At 70.9% G+C, this 16,010-nt stretch carries 10 protein-coding genes; 9 read left to right on the top strand and 1 reads right to left on the bottom strand.

Features of this window, described 5'->3' with window-relative positions; all coding sequences use genetic code 11:
• The first annotated feature begins 15 nt into the window (after positions 1–15).
• The 7 genes from polA to ABC270_RS11145 all read left to right on the top strand — a co-directional run bounded on the left by polA (position 16) and on the right by ABC270_RS11145 (position 11,307).
• The gene (polA, locus tag ABC270_RS11175) at positions 16–2,685 is read left to right on the top strand and encodes a DNA polymerase I (protein WP_412880864.1); all 2,670 of its coding nucleotides are present in this window, start codon (positions 16–18) and stop codon (positions 2,683–2,685) included.
• 697 nt (positions 2,686–3,382) lie between these two features.
• The gene (locus ABC270_RS11170; RefSeq protein ID WP_412880863.1) at positions 3,383–5,062 is read left to right on the top strand and encodes a DUF885 domain-containing protein; all 1,680 of its coding nucleotides are present in this window, start codon (positions 3,383–3,385) and stop codon (positions 5,060–5,062) included.
• Positions 5,063–5,308: 246 nt separating this feature from the next.
• Positions 5,309–6,772 carry a 30S ribosomal protein S1 gene (gene rpsA, locus ABC270_RS11165; RefSeq protein WP_412880862.1) on the top strand — a complete coding sequence of 488 codons (1,464 nt, stop codon included), beginning with the start codon at positions 5,309–5,311 and terminating at the stop codon, positions 6,770–6,772.
• Positions 6,773–6,868: 96 nt separating this feature from the next.
• Positions 6,869–7,471 (top strand): dephospho-CoA kinase, encoded by a 603-nt coding sequence (coaE, locus tag ABC270_RS11160; RefSeq protein WP_412880861.1) that lies wholly within the window; start codon positions 6,869–6,871, stop codon positions 7,469–7,471.
• Positions 7,468–8,583 (top strand): BPSS1187 family protein, encoded by a 1,116-nt coding sequence (locus ABC270_RS11155; protein ID WP_412880860.1) that lies wholly within the window; start codon positions 7,468–7,470, stop codon positions 8,581–8,583. Before coaE ends, ABC270_RS11155 begins: the two co-directional genes overlap by 4 nt.
• A 22-nt stretch (positions 8,584–8,605) precedes the next feature.
• Positions 8,606–10,102, top strand: coding sequence for a class I adenylate-forming enzyme family protein (locus tag ABC270_RS11150; RefSeq protein WP_412880859.1), 1,497 nt, complete (start codon positions 8,606–8,608; stop codon positions 10,100–10,102).
• On the top strand, positions 10,099–11,307 hold the full coding sequence (locus ABC270_RS11145) for an acyltransferase (RefSeq protein ID WP_412880858.1): 1,209 nt from the start codon (positions 10,099–10,101) through the stop codon (positions 11,305–11,307). The genes ABC270_RS11150 and ABC270_RS11145 overlap by 4 nt, the downstream gene beginning before the upstream one ends.
• Positions 11,308–11,420: 113 nt before the next feature.
• Here the strand turns inward: ABC270_RS11145 and ABC270_RS11140 are convergent, their stop codons facing one another.
• A complete protein-coding gene (locus ABC270_RS11140) occupies positions 11,421–12,773 on the bottom strand; it encodes an MFS transporter (protein WP_412880857.1) in 1,353 nt (450 codons plus the stop codon).
• A 204-nt stretch (positions 12,774–12,977) separates the two neighbouring features.
• Between ABC270_RS11140 and uvrB the strand changes: the two genes are divergently transcribed.
• Together uvrB and ABC270_RS11130 are read left to right on the top strand one after the other, a co-directional pair.
• The gene (gene uvrB / locus ABC270_RS11135) at positions 12,978–15,050 is read left to right on the top strand and encodes an excinuclease ABC subunit UvrB (RefSeq protein WP_412882077.1); all 2,073 of its coding nucleotides are present in this window, start codon (positions 12,978–12,980) and stop codon (positions 15,048–15,050) included.
• Positions 15,040–15,963: an SDR family NAD(P)-dependent oxidoreductase gene (locus ABC270_RS11130; protein WP_412880856.1), complete on the top strand. Its 924-nt coding sequence runs from the start codon at positions 15,040–15,042 to the stop codon at positions 15,961–15,963. The genes uvrB and ABC270_RS11130 overlap by 11 nt, the downstream gene beginning before the upstream one ends.
• Positions 15,964–16,010: the final 47 nt, after the last annotated feature.

Genomic DNA, 16,010 nt, shown 5'->3' with positions numbered 1-16,010 from the left:
CAGTAGGCTGTCCGGGTGTCGGACTCCGCAAAGCCTACCCTCATGGTCATCGACGGCCACTCCCTCGCGTTCCGGGCGTTCTACGCGCTCCCGGTCGACAGCTTCGTGAACCGCGAGGGGCAGCACACGAACGCCATCCACGGCTTCATCTCGATGCTGCTCATGCTCCTCCAGCGCGAGAAGCCGTCCCACCTCGCGGTCGCGTTCGACATCTCCCGGTTCTCGTTCCGCACCCGTGAGTACGAGGACTACAAGGGCACCCGCTCCGAGACCCCGCCCGAGTTCAAGGGGCAGATCCCGCTGCTGCAGCAGGCGCTCGAGGCGATGGGCATCGCAACGGTCACGAAGGAGGACTACGAGGCCGACGACATCCTCGCCACCCTCGCCCGCCAGGGGTCCGAGCAGGGCTACCAGGTGTACGTCGTCTCCGGCGACCGCGACTCCATCCAGCTCGTGAACGACGACGTCACGCTGCTCTACCCGTCCGTCCGCGGTGTGTCCGAGCTCACCAGGTACGACCGCGACAAGGTGTACGAGCGGTACGGCATCGAGCCGCACCAGTACCCGGACATCGCGGCGCTCGTCGGTGAGACCAGCGACAACCTCATCGGCATCGACAAGGTCGGCGAGAAGACCGCGGTCAAGTGGATCAACCTCTACGGGTCGCTCGACGGGGTGCTCGAGCACGCCGACGAGATCAAGGGCGTCGTCGGCAACAACCTGCGCGAGCAGAAGGACCGCGCGATCCGGAACCGCAAGCTCAACCGGCTGGTGAACGACGTCGAGCTGCCGGTCGGGCCCGCGGACGTCGCCCTCCGCCCCCTCGACGAGCAGGCCGTCCGCGACCTCTTCGCCAAGCTCCAGTTCCGCACCCTGCTCGACCGGGTGTTCAAGGTCGCGGGCACGGGGGAGCCGACCGAGTCGACGGCGACCGAGGGCGGTGTCGACGACGGCGCCCCGACGCCGCCGAAGGTCACCACGATCATCGACGAAGAGCTGGGGTACTGGCTCGAGCGCAAGGCGAAGGACGCCGCGAACGGCTTCGGCGTCGCGGTCGAGGTCATCGACGGCCGCCTCAGCGCGATCGGCATCGCGACCCACGACGACGCCGTGCTCGTCCCCGGCGGCAGCGGCGCGAAGGACTACGAGCAGCTGGCGGCGTGGTTCGCCTCGGACGCTCCGAAGCACTTCCACGACGCCAAGACCGCGATCAAGGTGCTCGCCACGGTCGGCTTCACAGTGAACGGCCTCGCCGGTGACGCCCGGATCCTCGGGTGGTTGGCGCAGCCCGGCAAGCAGGGGCAGCCCCTCGCCGACCTCGTCTACCAGGAGCTCGGCGAGGAACTCCCCACCGCCGACCCGAACCAGCTCGTGCCCGAGACCGACCCGGTCAACGTCGGCGTCCACGCCTGGTACGTGCTCCGGGTGACGACGGCGATCCGGGCGCGCCTGGACGAGTCCTCGCTGCGGGTGCTCGACGACATCGAGTTGCCGCTCGTGCACGTCCTCGCCGGCATGGAGACCACGGGCGTCGCGATCGACCGGCCCGTCCTCACGAACCTGTCGCACGAGCTCGGGGAGCGCGCGGCCGACCTCGCCCAGCAGGCCTTCGCCGAGATCGGGCACGAGGTGAACCTGGGCTCGCCGAAGCAGCTCCAGGAGGTCCTCTTCACCGAGCTCGCCATGCCGAAGACCCGCAAGACGAAGACCGGGTTCTCGACCGACGCCGCGAGCCTGGCCGACCTGCAGGAGCAGCACCCGCACCCGTTCCTCGGCCTGCTGCTCCAGCACCGCGACGCGACGAAGCTCCGGCAGATCGTCGACACCCTCGACGCTGCGATCGTCGACGGCCGCATCCACACCCGGTACGAGCAGACGGGGAGCAGCACCGGCCGCATCTCCTCGACGGACCCGAACCTGCAGAACATCCCGGTGAAGACCGCCGTCGGCCGTCGGGTCCGATCGGCGTTCGCGGTGGCGGAGCCGTACACGACGCTCATCACCGCTGACTACTCGCAGATCGAGATGCGGATCATGGCGCACCTCTCCGGCGACCCGGGGCTCATCCAGGCCTTCAACGAGGGCGAGGACCTCCACCGCTTCGTCGGCGCACGGGTGTTCGGCGTCGAGCCGGCCGACGTGTCGCCCGAGATGCGCACGAAGGTCAAGGCGATGTCGTACGGCCTCGCATACGGTCTGAGCGCGTTCGGTCTGTCGAAGCAGCTGCGCATCGAGCAGTCCGAGGCGCGGACCCTCATGACCGAGTACTTCGCCCGGTTCGGCGCCGTCCGCGACTACCTCCGCAACGTGGTCGAGCAGGCCCGCGAGGACGGCTACACCGAGACGATCTTCGGTCGCCGTCGGCCCTTCCCGGACCTCAAGAGCCCGAACCGCGTGCTGCGGGAGAATGCCGAGCGAGCCGCCCTGAACGCTCCGATCCAGGGCTCCGCCGCCGACATCATGAAGATCGCGATGCTCGGTGTCGCGGCGGACCTGCGGGACGGCGGCCTCGAGTCGCACCTGCTCCTCCAAGTGCACGACGAGCTCATCCTCGAAGTCGCGCCTGGCGAGCAGGACCGCGTCGAGGAGATCCTCCGCACCCGCATGGGCGGGGCTGCGGAGCTGAGCGTCCCGCTCGACGTCTCGGTGGGCGTCGGCCCCAACTGGGAGGCCGCGGCGCACTGACGCGAGCCGGTCGCGCCCTCGAGACGACCAGACGCCGGAGGGGCCGGGCCGGCCCGCGCCGCTGGGCTGCGCCGCGCCTTCGCGAGGGGACGGAGCTGACTGGCACCGCGCCTCCCGTCCGTCCTGTGCGCCGACCGCGCCGAGCGGGACTGGTGCTCGGCACGCCGCGGTGCGCCCGATCCTTCCCATCGCGTGCGCGATGGATGGCGGAACCGGGCGTACCCGGTCGGAACGGAAGACGAGGTACGCCCGGAAAGACCAGGTACGCCCGGAACCGCCAGCCACGCCCGGCACCGCCACCCGCGCCTTCGCGAGCGGGCGGAGCCGACTGGCACCGCGCCTCCCGTCCGTCCTGCGCGCACACCGCGCCGAGCGGGACCGGTGCTCAGCACGCTGCGCCTCGCCCGATCCTTCCCATCGCGGGCGCGATGAATGGCGGAACCGTGCGTACCGGGTCGGAACGGAAGACGAGGTACGCCCGGAAAGACACGCCGCGCCCGGAACCGCCAGCCACACCCGGGACCGCCAGCCACACCCGGGACCGCCAGCCACACCCGGGACCGCCAGCCACACCCGGGACCGCCAGCCACACCCGGGACCGCCAGCCGCGCCCGGGACCGCCAGCCGCACCCGAACCCCCCAGCCGCGCCCGGAACTGCCGCCGACGCCCGGAACCGCCCTCGGTAGGGTCGTCTGCATGAGTGAAGAGCGTCCTTCCCGCCAGCCCACCGCCGTCGACCGCGTCGCCGAGGACTGGGTGACCACCCTCGTCGACCTCGACCCGACCGTCGCCACGTACATCGGTGTGCCCGGGCGCACGGGGGAGTACGGGGACACCTCGCCTGCCGGCGCCACCGCGATGGCGGAGGCCGCAGCGGCGGCGAAGCGAGCCCTGGACGCCGCCGAGACCACCGACGACGTCGACCGGGTCACCAAGACCGACCTCGGCGCCGAGCTCGACCTGATCGCCGAGTCCTACGCGCGGAAGCTGCACCTCCGCGACCTCAACGTCATCGCCAGCCCGGCCCAGTCCGTCCGCGAGGTCCTCGACCTCATGCCGACCGCGACCGAGTCCGACTGGCAGGACGTCGCGAGCCGACTCCAGGCCCTGCCGGACGCGCTCGAGGGCATCCGCGAGACCCTCCTCGAGGGCACACGCGCGGACGTCACCCCCGCCAAGCGACAGGTCGCGCTGATCGCCGAGCAGGCTGCCCGCAACGGTGCCGAGGGCGGCCTGTTCCACCAGCTCGCCGCGGGCGCGACGCTCGAGGGCGACGCGCCGGTCCCGGATGCGCTGCGTGCCGAGCTGGAGCGCGGCGCCGAGGTCGCTGCGGCCGCGTACCGCTCGTTCGGGCAGTTCCTCGAGCACGAGCTGCTGCCGCTCGCCACCCCGGTCGACGCCGTCGGTCGCGAGGACTACGAGCTGCACTCCCGCCGGTTCCTCGGCGCCACGGTCGACCTCGACGAGACCTACGCCTGGGGCATCGAGGAGCTCGCCCGCATGCGTGAGGAGCAGGAGCGCATCGCCGACCGCATCGAGTCCGGCGCGAGCGTCGCGCGGGCGATCGAGGTCCTCGACCAGGACCCGGCCCGCATCCTGCACGGCACCGACGCGCTGCAGCGGTGGATGCAGGAGACGAGCGACGAGTCCATCCGCGAGATGGACGGGAAGTACTTCGACATCCCTGACCCGATCAAGCGCCTCGAGTGCCGGATCGCGCCGACGCAGGAGGGCGGGATCTACTACACCGGCCCGTCCGACGACTTCTCCCGTGCGGGACGGATGTGGTGGTCCGTGCCGCAGGGCGTGACCGAGTTCGGCACCTGGCGTGAGAAGACCACGGTGTACCACGAGGGCGTCCCCGGTCACCACCTTCAGATCAGCCAGGGCGTCTACAACCGCGGCGAGCTGAACACCTGGCGTCGGCAGCTGGCCGGCTCGTCCGGGCACGTGGAGGGCTGGGCGCTCTACGCCGAGCGTCTCATGGAGCAGCTCGGCTTCCTCGACGACGACGGCGACCGACTCGGCATGCTCGACGGGCAGCGGATGCGTGCGGCGCGCGTCGTGCTCGACATCGGCGTGCACCTGCAGAAGACGAACCCTGACGGCGGCGCCTGGACGTGGGAGTACGCGCTCGACTTCATGGGGCAGAACGTCAACATGGCGCCGGAGTTCGTCCGGTTCGAGGTCGCGCGGTACTTCGGGTGGCCCGGGCAGGCGCCGTCGTACAAGGTCGGGCAGCGCGTGTGGGAGTCGATCCGCGACGAGGTCGCGGCGCGCGAGGGTGCGGCGTTCGACCTGAAGTCGTTCCACCACCGCGCGCTCGCGCTCGGCAGCATCGGACTCGACACCCTGCGGAGCGCGCTGCTCGGCTGACGACGCCGACGACGGACGGACGGACGGGAGGCGCGGTGCGGGCCCGCACCGCGCCTCCCGTCCTGCGTGTGGTCACGCGGCGACACGCCCGGTTGTGGGGCTTCCTCCGGTGCGGTTAGACTTGTGCGGCGCAATCCGCGCCAACCAATCACACCGCTGTCCGGCTCGCCCTCGTCCGAGGTGCGGACCAGAGGGTCGCTCCCTCGCCGTGCAGCCCGACTCATGTCCGTTCGGAGCAATCTCTACATGACAACCACCACGACCAAGGCTCCCAAGCAGGTCGCCATCAACGACATCGGCTCGGCTGATGACTTCCTGGCCGAGGTCGAGAAGACCCTGAAGTTCTTCAACGACGGAGACCTCATCTCCGGCACCGTCGTGAAGATCGACCGCGACGAGGTCCTCCTCGACGTCGGTTACAAGACCGAGGGTGTCATCCCCTCGCGCGAGCTCTCGATCAAGCACGACGTCGACCCCAACGAGGTCGTCGAGGTCGGTGACGAGGTCGAGGCCCTGGTCCTCCAGAAGGAGGACAAGGAAGGCCGCCTGATCCTGTCGAAGAAGCGGGCGCAGTACGAGCGTGCCTGGGGCGACGTCGAGAAGATCAAGGAGTCCGACGGTGTCGTGACCGGCACGGTCATCGAGGTCGTCAAGGGCGGTCTGATCGTCGACATCGGCCTCCGCGGCTTCCTCCCGGCCTCGCTCATCGAGCTCCGCCGCGTCCGCGACCTCACGCCGTACCTCGGTCAGGAGCTCGAGGCGAAGATTCTCGAACTCGACAAGAACCGCAACAACGTGGTCCTCTCGCGCCGCGCCCTGCTCGAGCAGACGCAGTCCGAGTCGCGCACCACGTTCCTCAACAACCTCCACAAGGGCCAGGTCCGCAAGGGCGTCGTCTCCTCGATCGTCAACTTCGGTGCGTTCGTGGACCTCGGCGGCGTCGACGGTCTCGTCCACGTCTCGGAGCTCAGCTGGAAGCACATCGAGCACGCCAGCGAGGTCGTCGAGGTCGGCCAGGAGGTCACCGTCGAGATCCTCGAGGTCGACCTGGACCGCGAGCGCGTCTCGCTGTCGCTCAAGGCGACGCAGGAGGACCCGTGGCAGGTCTTCGCCCGCACCCACGCGATCGGCCAGATCGCACCGGGCAAGGTCACGAAGCTCGTGCCGTTCGGTGCGTTCGTCCGCGTGGCCGACGGCATCGAGGGCCTCGTGCACATCTCGGAGCTGTCGAACAAGCACGTCGAGCTCGCCGAGCAGGTCGTGTCCGTCGGTGACGAGGTCTTCGTCAAGATCATCGACATCGACCTCGACCGTCGCCGCATCTCGCTCAGCCTCAAGCAGGCGAACGACGGCGTGGACCCGGAGGGCACCGAGTTCGACCCGGCGCTCTACGGCATGCCGACCGAGTACGACGAGCAGGGCAACTACAAGTACCCGGACGGCTTCGACCCGGAGACGAACGAGTGGCTCGAGGGCTTCGACGCCCAGCGCACCGAGTGGGAGGCGCAGTACGCCGCCGCCCAGTCGCGCTGGGAGGCCCACAAGGCGCAGGTCGCGAAGACCATCGCCGAAGAGGCGCAGGGTGGCTTCGACCTCCCGGCCAGCGCTTCGTCGTCCTCCTCGTTCTCGGGCGAGTCGAACGGTGCGGGCACCCTCGCCGACGACGCCTCGCTCGCGGCGCTCCGCGAGAAGCTCAGCTCGACCAACTGATCGAGTCGCATCCGCGACCGGAAGCCCGGCACTCCCTCAGCAGAGGGGTGCCGGGCTTCCGGCGTTCCGCAGGACGGCCCCGTTAGCCTGGACGCCGTGCGCATCATCGGACTCACGGGGGGCATCGCTGCCGGCAAGTCGACGGTCTCTGCCCGCTGGGCGGAGCACGGGGCGGTGATCGTCGACGCCGACCAGCTCGCTCGGCAGGCCGTCGCCCCCGGTAGTCCCGGGCTGGCGCAGGTCGCCGAACGCTTCGGCCCCACCGTGATCGCCCCCGACGGCTCCCTCGACCGCCCGGCACTCGGCGCGATCGTCTTCGCCGAACCCGAGGCGCGCAAGGCGCTCGAGGGCATCACGCACCCGGAGGTCTGGCGGCTGGCGCAGCAGGCGTTCGACGACGCCGAGGCCGCGGACCCCGACGCCATCGTCGTGTACGACGTGCCGCTCCTCGCCGAGGCCGCCGGGTCGCGCCCGATCCGGTTCGACGCGGTGGTGGTCGTCGACGCCCCCGCGGCGCAGCGCGTCGAGCGGCTGGTCGAGCACCGCGGCATGGACCGCGCCGACGCCGAACGGCGGGTCGCCGCGCAGGCGAGTGACGCCGAACGTCTCGCCCTCGCGGACCACGTCGTCGACGCCACCGGCACGGTCGAGGACACGATCCGGTCGGCCGACGCGGTATGGGCACGGATCAGCCGGTGAAGCACCGGGTCCTGCTCGCCGTCGCGTTCGTCCTGCTCCTCGCGATGGGGGCTGGCACCGTCGTCGCGGCGAACGTCCTCGCTGCGCAGCGGCTCGCGGACGACGGCCGGACCGCGGCCCAGGAACGCACGCGCGGTGACGCGCACGGACCGGACGGCGAGTTCCACCGCTTCCGCCTGGGCTCGATCGCGGGGGAGCGGCTCGAGCCGAACCGCGACGACTTCGCAGCGCGGACGGACGCCGACGGCCCGCTGCTGCTCTTCCTGCCGGCGACCCGCGCGAAGCCGGCGCAGTACCAGCGGTTCCTCGCGACCGCGCTCGGCGACGGCTACCACGTGCTCGGGCTCGACTACTGGAACCTCGGCAAGACGCTCTCCGGGACGTGCGAGGCCGATGCGCGGTGCTACGGCCAGGTGCAGCGGAACCGGTTCGACGGGAGCCGTCCCTCGCAGTTCAGCCAGGTGACCCCGGCGGGGTCGATCGTCTCGCGGTTCCGCAACGCGATCGAGTACCTCGACGACCACGACCCGGACGGCGGGTGGGGGCGGTTCGTCGACGCGCACGAGGGCATCGACTGGTCCGACATCGTCGTCGCCGGGCACTCCCAGGGCGGCGGCGAGGCCGCGTACATCGCCCACATCCGTTCCGTCCGCGGCGCGCTCATGTTCTCGTCCCCGGTCGAGTCCCTCGGCGCGGTCCACGCGGCGTGGATGGACCGGCCGGGTCGCACCCCGGTCGCTCGGATGTACGCCATCGACGACGTGCGTGACGAGTTCGGGCCGCGCATCCGTGGCTCGTGGACCGCGCTCGGGCTCGCGGGGTCGTCGGGGCCGTTCCGCACCGACACCGACCCGCCGCTCGCCGGCGCCGACCCGCACGCGATCCTCACCGACCTCGGCCTCGGCGACCCCGGGCAGTCGCACTCGCGGATCGTCAAGGACAGCACGCCGCTCGCCGCCGACGGCACGCCCGTGATGCTGCCGCTCTGGCAGTGGCTGCTGCACCGGTTCACGAATACACCCGGTGAACCAGGGGCCGGCAGTTCCGCGGTGCCCGGCTCCGGCGCGAGCACCGCGCCGGTGGAGGCCTCGCGTTCCTCGGACCGGTCATAGGGTCTCGCAATACGCTCAGGTCGTGCAGCCAGCAGCAGAACTCCCCGACCTGCGCGCCCTGATCGCCCGACGCGCCACCGAGGACGGTGACCACGCGTACCTCGAGGACGCGCGCTCCGACCGTGTCCTCACCTACCGCGGCCTCGACGCCGCCGTCTCGGCGTGGTCGTCCACGTTCGACGCCATCGGCGTGCCGGACTCGGGCGCCGTCCTCGTCGACCTCGGCGACCCGCTCGCGTTCGCGGTCGTGCACCTCGCGGCGGTGGCCTCAGGCCGCCGCTCGGTCCCGGTCGACACCGGGCAGCCCGTCGGCGAACCGGCTCGGCTCGCAGCACTGATCGGGGGCGCGGGCCTCGTGGTGTCCGACCGCGACGAGGACGCCACGGTCGAGGGGGCGCCGTCCTCCCGGATCGACGAGCACACCTTCCTGCCGACCCGCGTGCGGGACGGCGATGTGCCGGCCGAGGTCCTGGACGTCCCCGGCGAGGGCTCCGTCGTCCTCTTCACGTCCGGCTCGACCGGGACGCCGAAGGGGGTCGAACTCCCGGAGTCGCAACTGCTCGTCGTCGCCCGTGCGGTCGCCGCGCACAACCGTCTCACGCCCGACGACCGCGGGTTCAACTCCCTGCCGCTCTTCCACGTCAACGCCGAGGTCGTCGGGCTGCTCGCGACCCTGGTGGCCGGCGGGACGCTGGTGCTCGACCGCCGGTTCCGCCGGACGGGGTTCTGGGAGCTGCTGGCCGAGCGTCGGGTGACGTGGCTCAACGCGGTGCCGGCGATCCTCGCCGTGCTCGCGAGGACCGGTCCGCTCGACTTCCCCGAGGGACTGCGGTTCGTGCGGAGCGCCTCGGCGCCGTTGCCCGACCCCGTGCGGGACGCCCTGGGCGACGTCCCCCTCGTCGTGAGCTGGGGCATGACGGAGGGGGCGTCGCAGATCACCGCGACCCCGTTCGACGCCCCGGCCCGTCCGGGGAGCGTCGGGGTGCCCGTCGGCTGCGAGGTGCAGGTCCGCCGTGCGGACGGGACGCCGGCGGGGCCCGACGAGGTGGGCGCACTGTGGGTGCGCGGCCCGGGCATCGTCGACCACTACCTCGGCGGCCGCGCTGCCGAGCGCTTCGACGCGGACCACTGGCTGAGCACGGGCGACGTCGGGTCGGTGTCGTCGGACGGGTGGGTGTCGCTCGCCGGGCGCTCGGACGACGTCATCAACCGCGGCGGTGAGAAGGTGTACCCGTCCGAGGTCGAGGACGTCCTGCTCGGTGACGACCGCGTGCTGGAGGCGGTGGTGGTCGGCCGGCCCCATGACGTGCTCGGTGCCGTGCCCGTCGCCTACGTCGTCGTGCAGCCCGACGCCGGGGTCGACGCCGACGTCCTCGTGGCCGACCTAACAGCACGTGCCGAGGCCGAGCTCACCCGCTTCCGTCGACCGGTCGAGATCACGGTCGTGCCGGACCTCCCGCGGGCACCGACGGGCAAGATCCGTCGGGCTGACGTCCGGACGATGGCCGCGCAGCCGTGAGCAGCACGCCCGCCGCCACGGCCGCCGCGACCCCGGCCGACGCGTCGCCGACCCGCACAGCAGACGGCCGCCCCCGGCACCTGTACGAGGTCGACGTCCTCCGGATCCTGACCTTCGCGTGCGTGATCGGAGTGCACACGACGAGCCACACGGCGGCCACCGACGACGTCGGGCTGAACGCGCTGCTCGCCCTGTTGCACTTCACCCGCCTGGTGTTCTTCTCGCTCACCGCGTTCGTCCTCGTCTACAGCTACGAGCTCCGACCCCGACCGATGGCGCAGTTCTGGCCGAAGCGGTTCCTGCTCGTCGGGGTGCCCTACCTGGCGTGGTCGTTCGTGTACGTGGCGTCCTCGTGGCTGCTCAGCCCGACCCGCCGTGGCGACGTGCCCGACCTCGTCCGGACGTACGCCGAGGGCATCGTCACCGGGGTCGCCTGGTACCACCTCTACTTCCTGCTCGTGACGATGCAGGTGTACCTGCTGTTGCCGGTCGTGGTGTGGCTCGTCCGGCGGACGCGAGGGCACCACGTCACCGTGCTCGTCGTCGCGGCGGTCGTCCAGCTCGTCGTCTTCGCCGGGTACAAGTACTTCCCGGCGAGCGACGCCTGGCTGCACGGCTACCAGAAGCAGTTCTTCTTCTCGTACGTGTTCTTCATCGTGTCCGGTGCCATCGCAGCCGACCACGCCGACGCGTTCCTCCGGTTCATCCGGGTGCACCGCCGCGCCGTGCTCTGGGGTTTCGGCGCCGTCGGGGTCGGCACGCTCGGCGTCTGGGCCGTCCAGGTCCTACTGGGCCAGTCGCTGTACGCCGCAGGGACCCCGCTCCAGCCCGTGCAGGTCGTCTGGAGTGCCGCGGTCTTCGTCGGCTTCCTCGCGATCGGTGCGCGGTGGGCGGACCGCCGTCGTCGGGGGAGTCTCCTCGCCCGCGTGGTCGACTACGGCTCGGACCGCTCGTTCGGCATCTTCCTCAGCCACCCGTTCGTGATCTGGCTGCTGCTGTACGGCGACAGCTGGCTCGAGGGCCACGTCGCGAAGCCATGGCTCACCCTCGTGACCTACGTCCTCGTGGTCGTGCTCTCGGTCGCGATCACCGAGGCGTTCCGCTGGACGCCCCTCAGCGTGCCGCTGACGGGCCGTCCGTCCCTCGCGTCGCGCGCGCAGCGCGAGGCGCGGGCGCGGAAGCGGGCGGCGGTCGCCGCCGGGTGACCGACGACGGACGGGAGGCTCCGCCCCGGACCCTCGCTGTGCCTCCCGTCCGTCACCCGGACCGCCTGGAGGCGCGGCGCGGGACGTGCACCGTCCCCCGGTCCGTCAGGTGGTCACGTCCGCCGCGTCGGTCCGCCGCCGGTCCGCTCCGCGGCCGGCGTCCCGATCTCCAGGTGACCGTCGGTCGAGGTGATCCGCTGCGGCTTCATCACCCAGGCGACCACTGCGGCGGCCGCGAGCAGCGCACACGAGAGGGCGAACGGCAGCTGCCAGCCCGACGCGTCGATGAGCGCACCGAACACGAACGGCGAGACCACGCCGGCGATGCCGAACCCGGTGTTCATGAAGCCCGAGGCCGTCCCCGACCACTGCGGTGCGACGTCCATCGGGATGGCCCAGAGGTTGGCGTTGCACAGCTCGAGGAAGAAGAACGAGAGCGCGAGCGAGACGGTGGCGACGGCGAGTCCCTGCCCGAACACCAGGGGGAGCAGGCAGAGCAGCGAGCCGCCGAGTCCGATCACCAGGATGACGCGGCGAGCGTGCCGGGTGTCGCCGCCGCGGTGGATGAGCCGGTCGCTGAGCATCCCGCCGACGGTGTCACCGACCACGCCGGCGAGGAGCACCCCGGACGTGAACCACGCGAAGGAGCTGATCTCGAGGTCGTACGTGCTGCTGAGGAAGGTCGGGATCCAGGTGAGGAACACCCAGAGGGTCCACCCGTAGCCGAAGTCGACGAACGTCACCGGGAGGATCTGCTTCGCGAGCTGGCGCCACGGCACCGGCGGTCGGGTCGCTCGGGTCTCCACGGGTGGGAGCTCGGCCAGCTCGGCCCCGGTGATCCCCTTCGCCGACTCGGGTCGATCGCGGAACCAGACGAACCAGACGACGCCCCACGCGATCGACAGCAGGGCGGTGGCGACGAACGCCCAGCGCCAGTTGCCGGTGCCCGCGATGACCCATGCGACGAGGAGCGGTGCGACCGCGTTCCCGAGCCGGGCCGCCGAGTGCACGACACCCTGCGCGAAGCCGTTGCGGTCGCGGGGGATCCACCGGCTCATCGCCTGCGTCGCGGCGGGGAAGGCGGCGGCCTCGGTGAGCCCGAGGAGGAAGCGTGCCGCGGCGAGGGTCCAGAAGCCGACCGAGAGCCCGGTCCAGAGGGTCGCGACGCCCCAGAGCACGGTGATGACGAAGAGCGACCTCCGCGGGCCGAACTTCTCGCTGATCGTGCCGCCGAAGACCTGGAGGAGCGCGTACGGCAGGGCGAAGGCCGACACGACGAGACCGGCGGTGGTCTCGTTGAAGCCGAACTCCTCGGTGATGTGGGGGAGCGCGGTCGAGATGTTGGTGCGGTCGATGTACGAGATCGCGTACATGCAGCAGAGGAGCAGGAGCACCTTGCCGCGGATGCGGCCGCGGAAGGGCGTGCCCTTCGCAGGGGAGGGTGCGGCCGGGGTCGCCGTCGTCATGGGGCCTCATCGGGGGAGGGAGGATCGGGTTGCTGAACGGACCGGAGGCTACGACCGGTTGTTATCAGCCGGCTTTGAGGATGCCTGCGGCGGACAGTACGCCGAGCACGGGCGGTGGGGTCGCGGGATGCGGCGCTGCGCTGTGGGCGATCGGGCCGGGTGTTGTCAGTGGTCGCGGCTACCGTTGTGGACATGGCAGTCGACATCGAGCCCACGCGAGCGGTGCGCCCGTTCGAGGTGATCAGCGAGTACTCGCCGAGCGGCGACCAGCCGGCGGCGATCGCCGAACTCGCGGGTCGCATCAACGCCGGTGAGACCGACGTCGTGCTCCTCGGCGCCACCGGTACGGGCAAGTCGGCGACCACGGCGTGGCTGATCGAGCAGGTGCAGCGACCGACCCTCGTGCTCGCCCACAACAAGACGCTCGCGGCGCAGCTCGCCAACGAGTTCCGCGGCCTCCTGCCGAACAACGCGGTCGAGTACTTCGTGTCGTACTACGACTACTACCAGCCCGAGGCCTACGTCCCGCAGACGGACACCTTCATCGAGAAGGACTCCTCGGTCAACGCCGAGGTCGAGCGCCTCCGCCACTCGACGACGAACTCGCTGCTCAGCCGCCGCGACGTCGTGGTGGTGTCCACGGTGTCGTGCATCTACGGCCTCGGTACACCGGAGCAGTACATGAACGCCTCGGTCGCGCTGCACGTCGGGCAGACGATCTCGCGCGACCAGCTCGTCCGCCGGTTCGTCGCGATGCAGTACCAGCGCAACGACGTCGACTTCGCACGCGGTACCTTCCGGGTCCGTGGGGACACGATCGAGATCATCCCCATGTACGAGGAGCACGCGATCCGCATCGAGATGTTCGGTGACGAGATCGAAGCCCTCTCCTCCCTGCACCCGCTCACCGGTTCCGTGATCGAGGACCTCCCGGCGGTGTCGATCTTCCCGGCGTCGCACTACGTGGCGGACACCGACGTGATGCACCGCGCGATCGCCGACATCAAGGTGGAGCTCGCCGAGCGCCTCGCCGAGCTCGAGGGGCAGGGCAAGCTGCTCGAGGCGCAGCGGCTCCGCATGCGGACGACGTTCGACATCGAGATGATGGAGCAGATCGGTTTCTGTTCCGGCATCGAGAACTACTCGCGACACATGGACGGCCGCCAGGCGGGCGAGGCACCGCACTGCCTCCTCGACTACTTCCCGGACGACTTCCTCATCGTCATCGACGAGTCGCACGTCACGGTGCCCCAGATCGGCGCCATGTACGAGGGCGACGCCTCCCGCAAGCGCACCCTCGTCGAGCACGGGTTCCGGCTGCCGAGCGCCCTCGACAACCGCCCGCTCACGTGGGAGGAGTTCCTCGAGCGCGCGGGGCAGAAGGTCTACCTGTCGGCGACACCCGGGCGGTACGAGCTCGGCGTCACCGACAGCGTCGTCGAGCAGATCATCCGTCCGACGGGCCTGGTCGACCCCGAGATCGTGGTGAAGCCGAGCGACGGCCAGATCGACGACCTGCTCGAGGAGATCAAGCAGCGCGTGGAGAAGGACGAGCGCGTCCTGGTGACCACCCTGACGAAGCGGATGGCGGAAGAGCTCACCGACTTCCTCGGCAACGCCGGTGTGCGGGTGCGCTACCTGCACTCCGACGTCGACACCCTGAAGCGTGTCGAGCTCCTCACCGAGCTCCGGCAGGGCGTCTACGACGTGCTCGTCGGCATCAACCTCCTGCGTGAGGGTCTCGACCTGCCGGAGGTCTCGCTCGTCGCGATCCTCGACGCCGACAAGGAAGGCTTCCTCCGCTCGTCGACCTCGCTCATCCAGACGATCGGCCGTGCGGCCCGCAACGTCTCCGGACAGGTGCTCATGTACGCCGACACCATGACGGACTCGATGCGCAACGCCATCGAGGAGACCGACCGGCGTCGTGAGAAGCAGGTCGCCTACAACCTCGAGCACGGCATCGACCCGCAACCGCTCCGGAAGAAGATCGCCGACATCACGGAGATCCTCGCGCGCGAGAACGACGACACGAAGGCGCTGCTCGAGGGTCGACCGGCGGCGGACGGTCGACAGTCGCCCACGCCGAACCTCAAGCGTGAGGGCATCGCGGGCGAGGGCGCGACGCAGCTCGAGGCCACGATCGCCGACCTCAACGAGCAGATGCTGCAGGCCGCGGCCGAGCTGAAGTTCGAGCTCGCGGCCCGCCTCCGTGACGAGGTCCAGGACCTCAAGAAGGCGCTGCGGCAGATGGAGTCCGCCGGGCATGTCCGCTGACGGCGCCGCTCGACGGACCGTCGTCGTCACGGGCGCGACCGCCGGTCTCGGCTACTGGGCGTCGGAGCAGCTCGCGGCGGCCGGACACCGGGTCGTCCTCGCTGCGCGCAACCCCGACCGGGCAGCTGCCGCACTCGACAGCATCCGCTCCGTCGTGCCCGGCGCCGAGGTCGACCACGTGTCGCTCGACCTCGCCGACCTCGACTCGGTCGCAGCGGCCGCGACGACGCTCGCCGAGCGCATGCCCGACGGGATCGATGCGCTCGTGAACAACGCGGGCGTGGTCGGATCACGCGAGCAGCGGTCCACGGCACAGGGGCACGAACTGCAGATCGGGACGAACCACCTCGGGCACTTCGCCCTGACCGCCCGCGTCCTGCCGCTGGTCGAGCGCCGATCGGGCCGCGTCGTGCACCTCGGGTCGATCGCGCACCGGTGGGCACGTCTCGACCGCGCCGAGCCACTCGGGGCAGCGCACTACTCGAGCTACCGCCAGTACGGTCGCAGCAAGCTCGCGGTGATGCTGTTCGGGTTCGAACTCGCCGAGCGCCTCGCCGACGCCGGATCGACCGTGGCGAGTGTCGTCGCGCACCCGGGCTTCTCGCTCGACGTCCTCTCCCCGGACCGCCCGCTCGTCGCGGTGACACGGGCTGAGCCGGCGTGGACGCGGCCCGCGCAGCGCCTGTACGCCCAGGGCAAGGACGTCGGCGCGGAACCGATCGTGCACGCGGCGGTCGCTCCGGACGTCCGGTCCGGGGAGTACTGGGGGCCGGCCGGGTGGATGCAGCTGCGTGGCCCGGCCGCGCGGGTGACGGCCGAACCGAAGGCGCACGACCGGCTCGAGGCCGCGCGACTCTGGACGGCGAGCGAGCGAGCCGCCGGGGTGGCGTTCGCTCTCGACGCACTCGGGTGACACCCGCGGCCCGACGAATGTCAGTCCCGGTTCGTAGACTTGTCGGC

Origin of the sequence: Curtobacterium phoenicis (assembly GCF_047238015.1) — a bacterium.
Taxonomy (GTDB): Bacteria; Actinomycetota; Actinomycetes; order Actinomycetales; family Microbacteriaceae; genus Curtobacterium.
This window is presented reverse-complemented; position numbering and strand designations above follow the sequence as displayed.

Bases quoted from the DNA above. Each gene is read 5' to 3' on its own strand.
- ABC270_RS11170 (WP_412880863.1), top strand. From the start codon at position 3,383: ATGAGTGAAGAGCGTCCTTCCCGCCAGCCCACCGCCGTCGACCGCGTC.
- rpsA (WP_412880862.1), top strand. From the start codon at position 5,309: ATGACAACCACCACGACCAAGGCTCCCAAGCAGGTCGCCATCAACGAC.
- ABC270_RS11140 (WP_412880857.1), bottom strand. From the start codon at position 12,773: ATGACGACGGCGACCCCGGCCGCACCCTCCCCTGCGAAGGGCACGCCC.
- ABC270_RS11130 (WP_412880856.1), top strand. From the start codon at position 15,040: ATGTCCGCTGACGGCGCCGCTCGACGGACCGTCGTCGTCACGGGCGCG.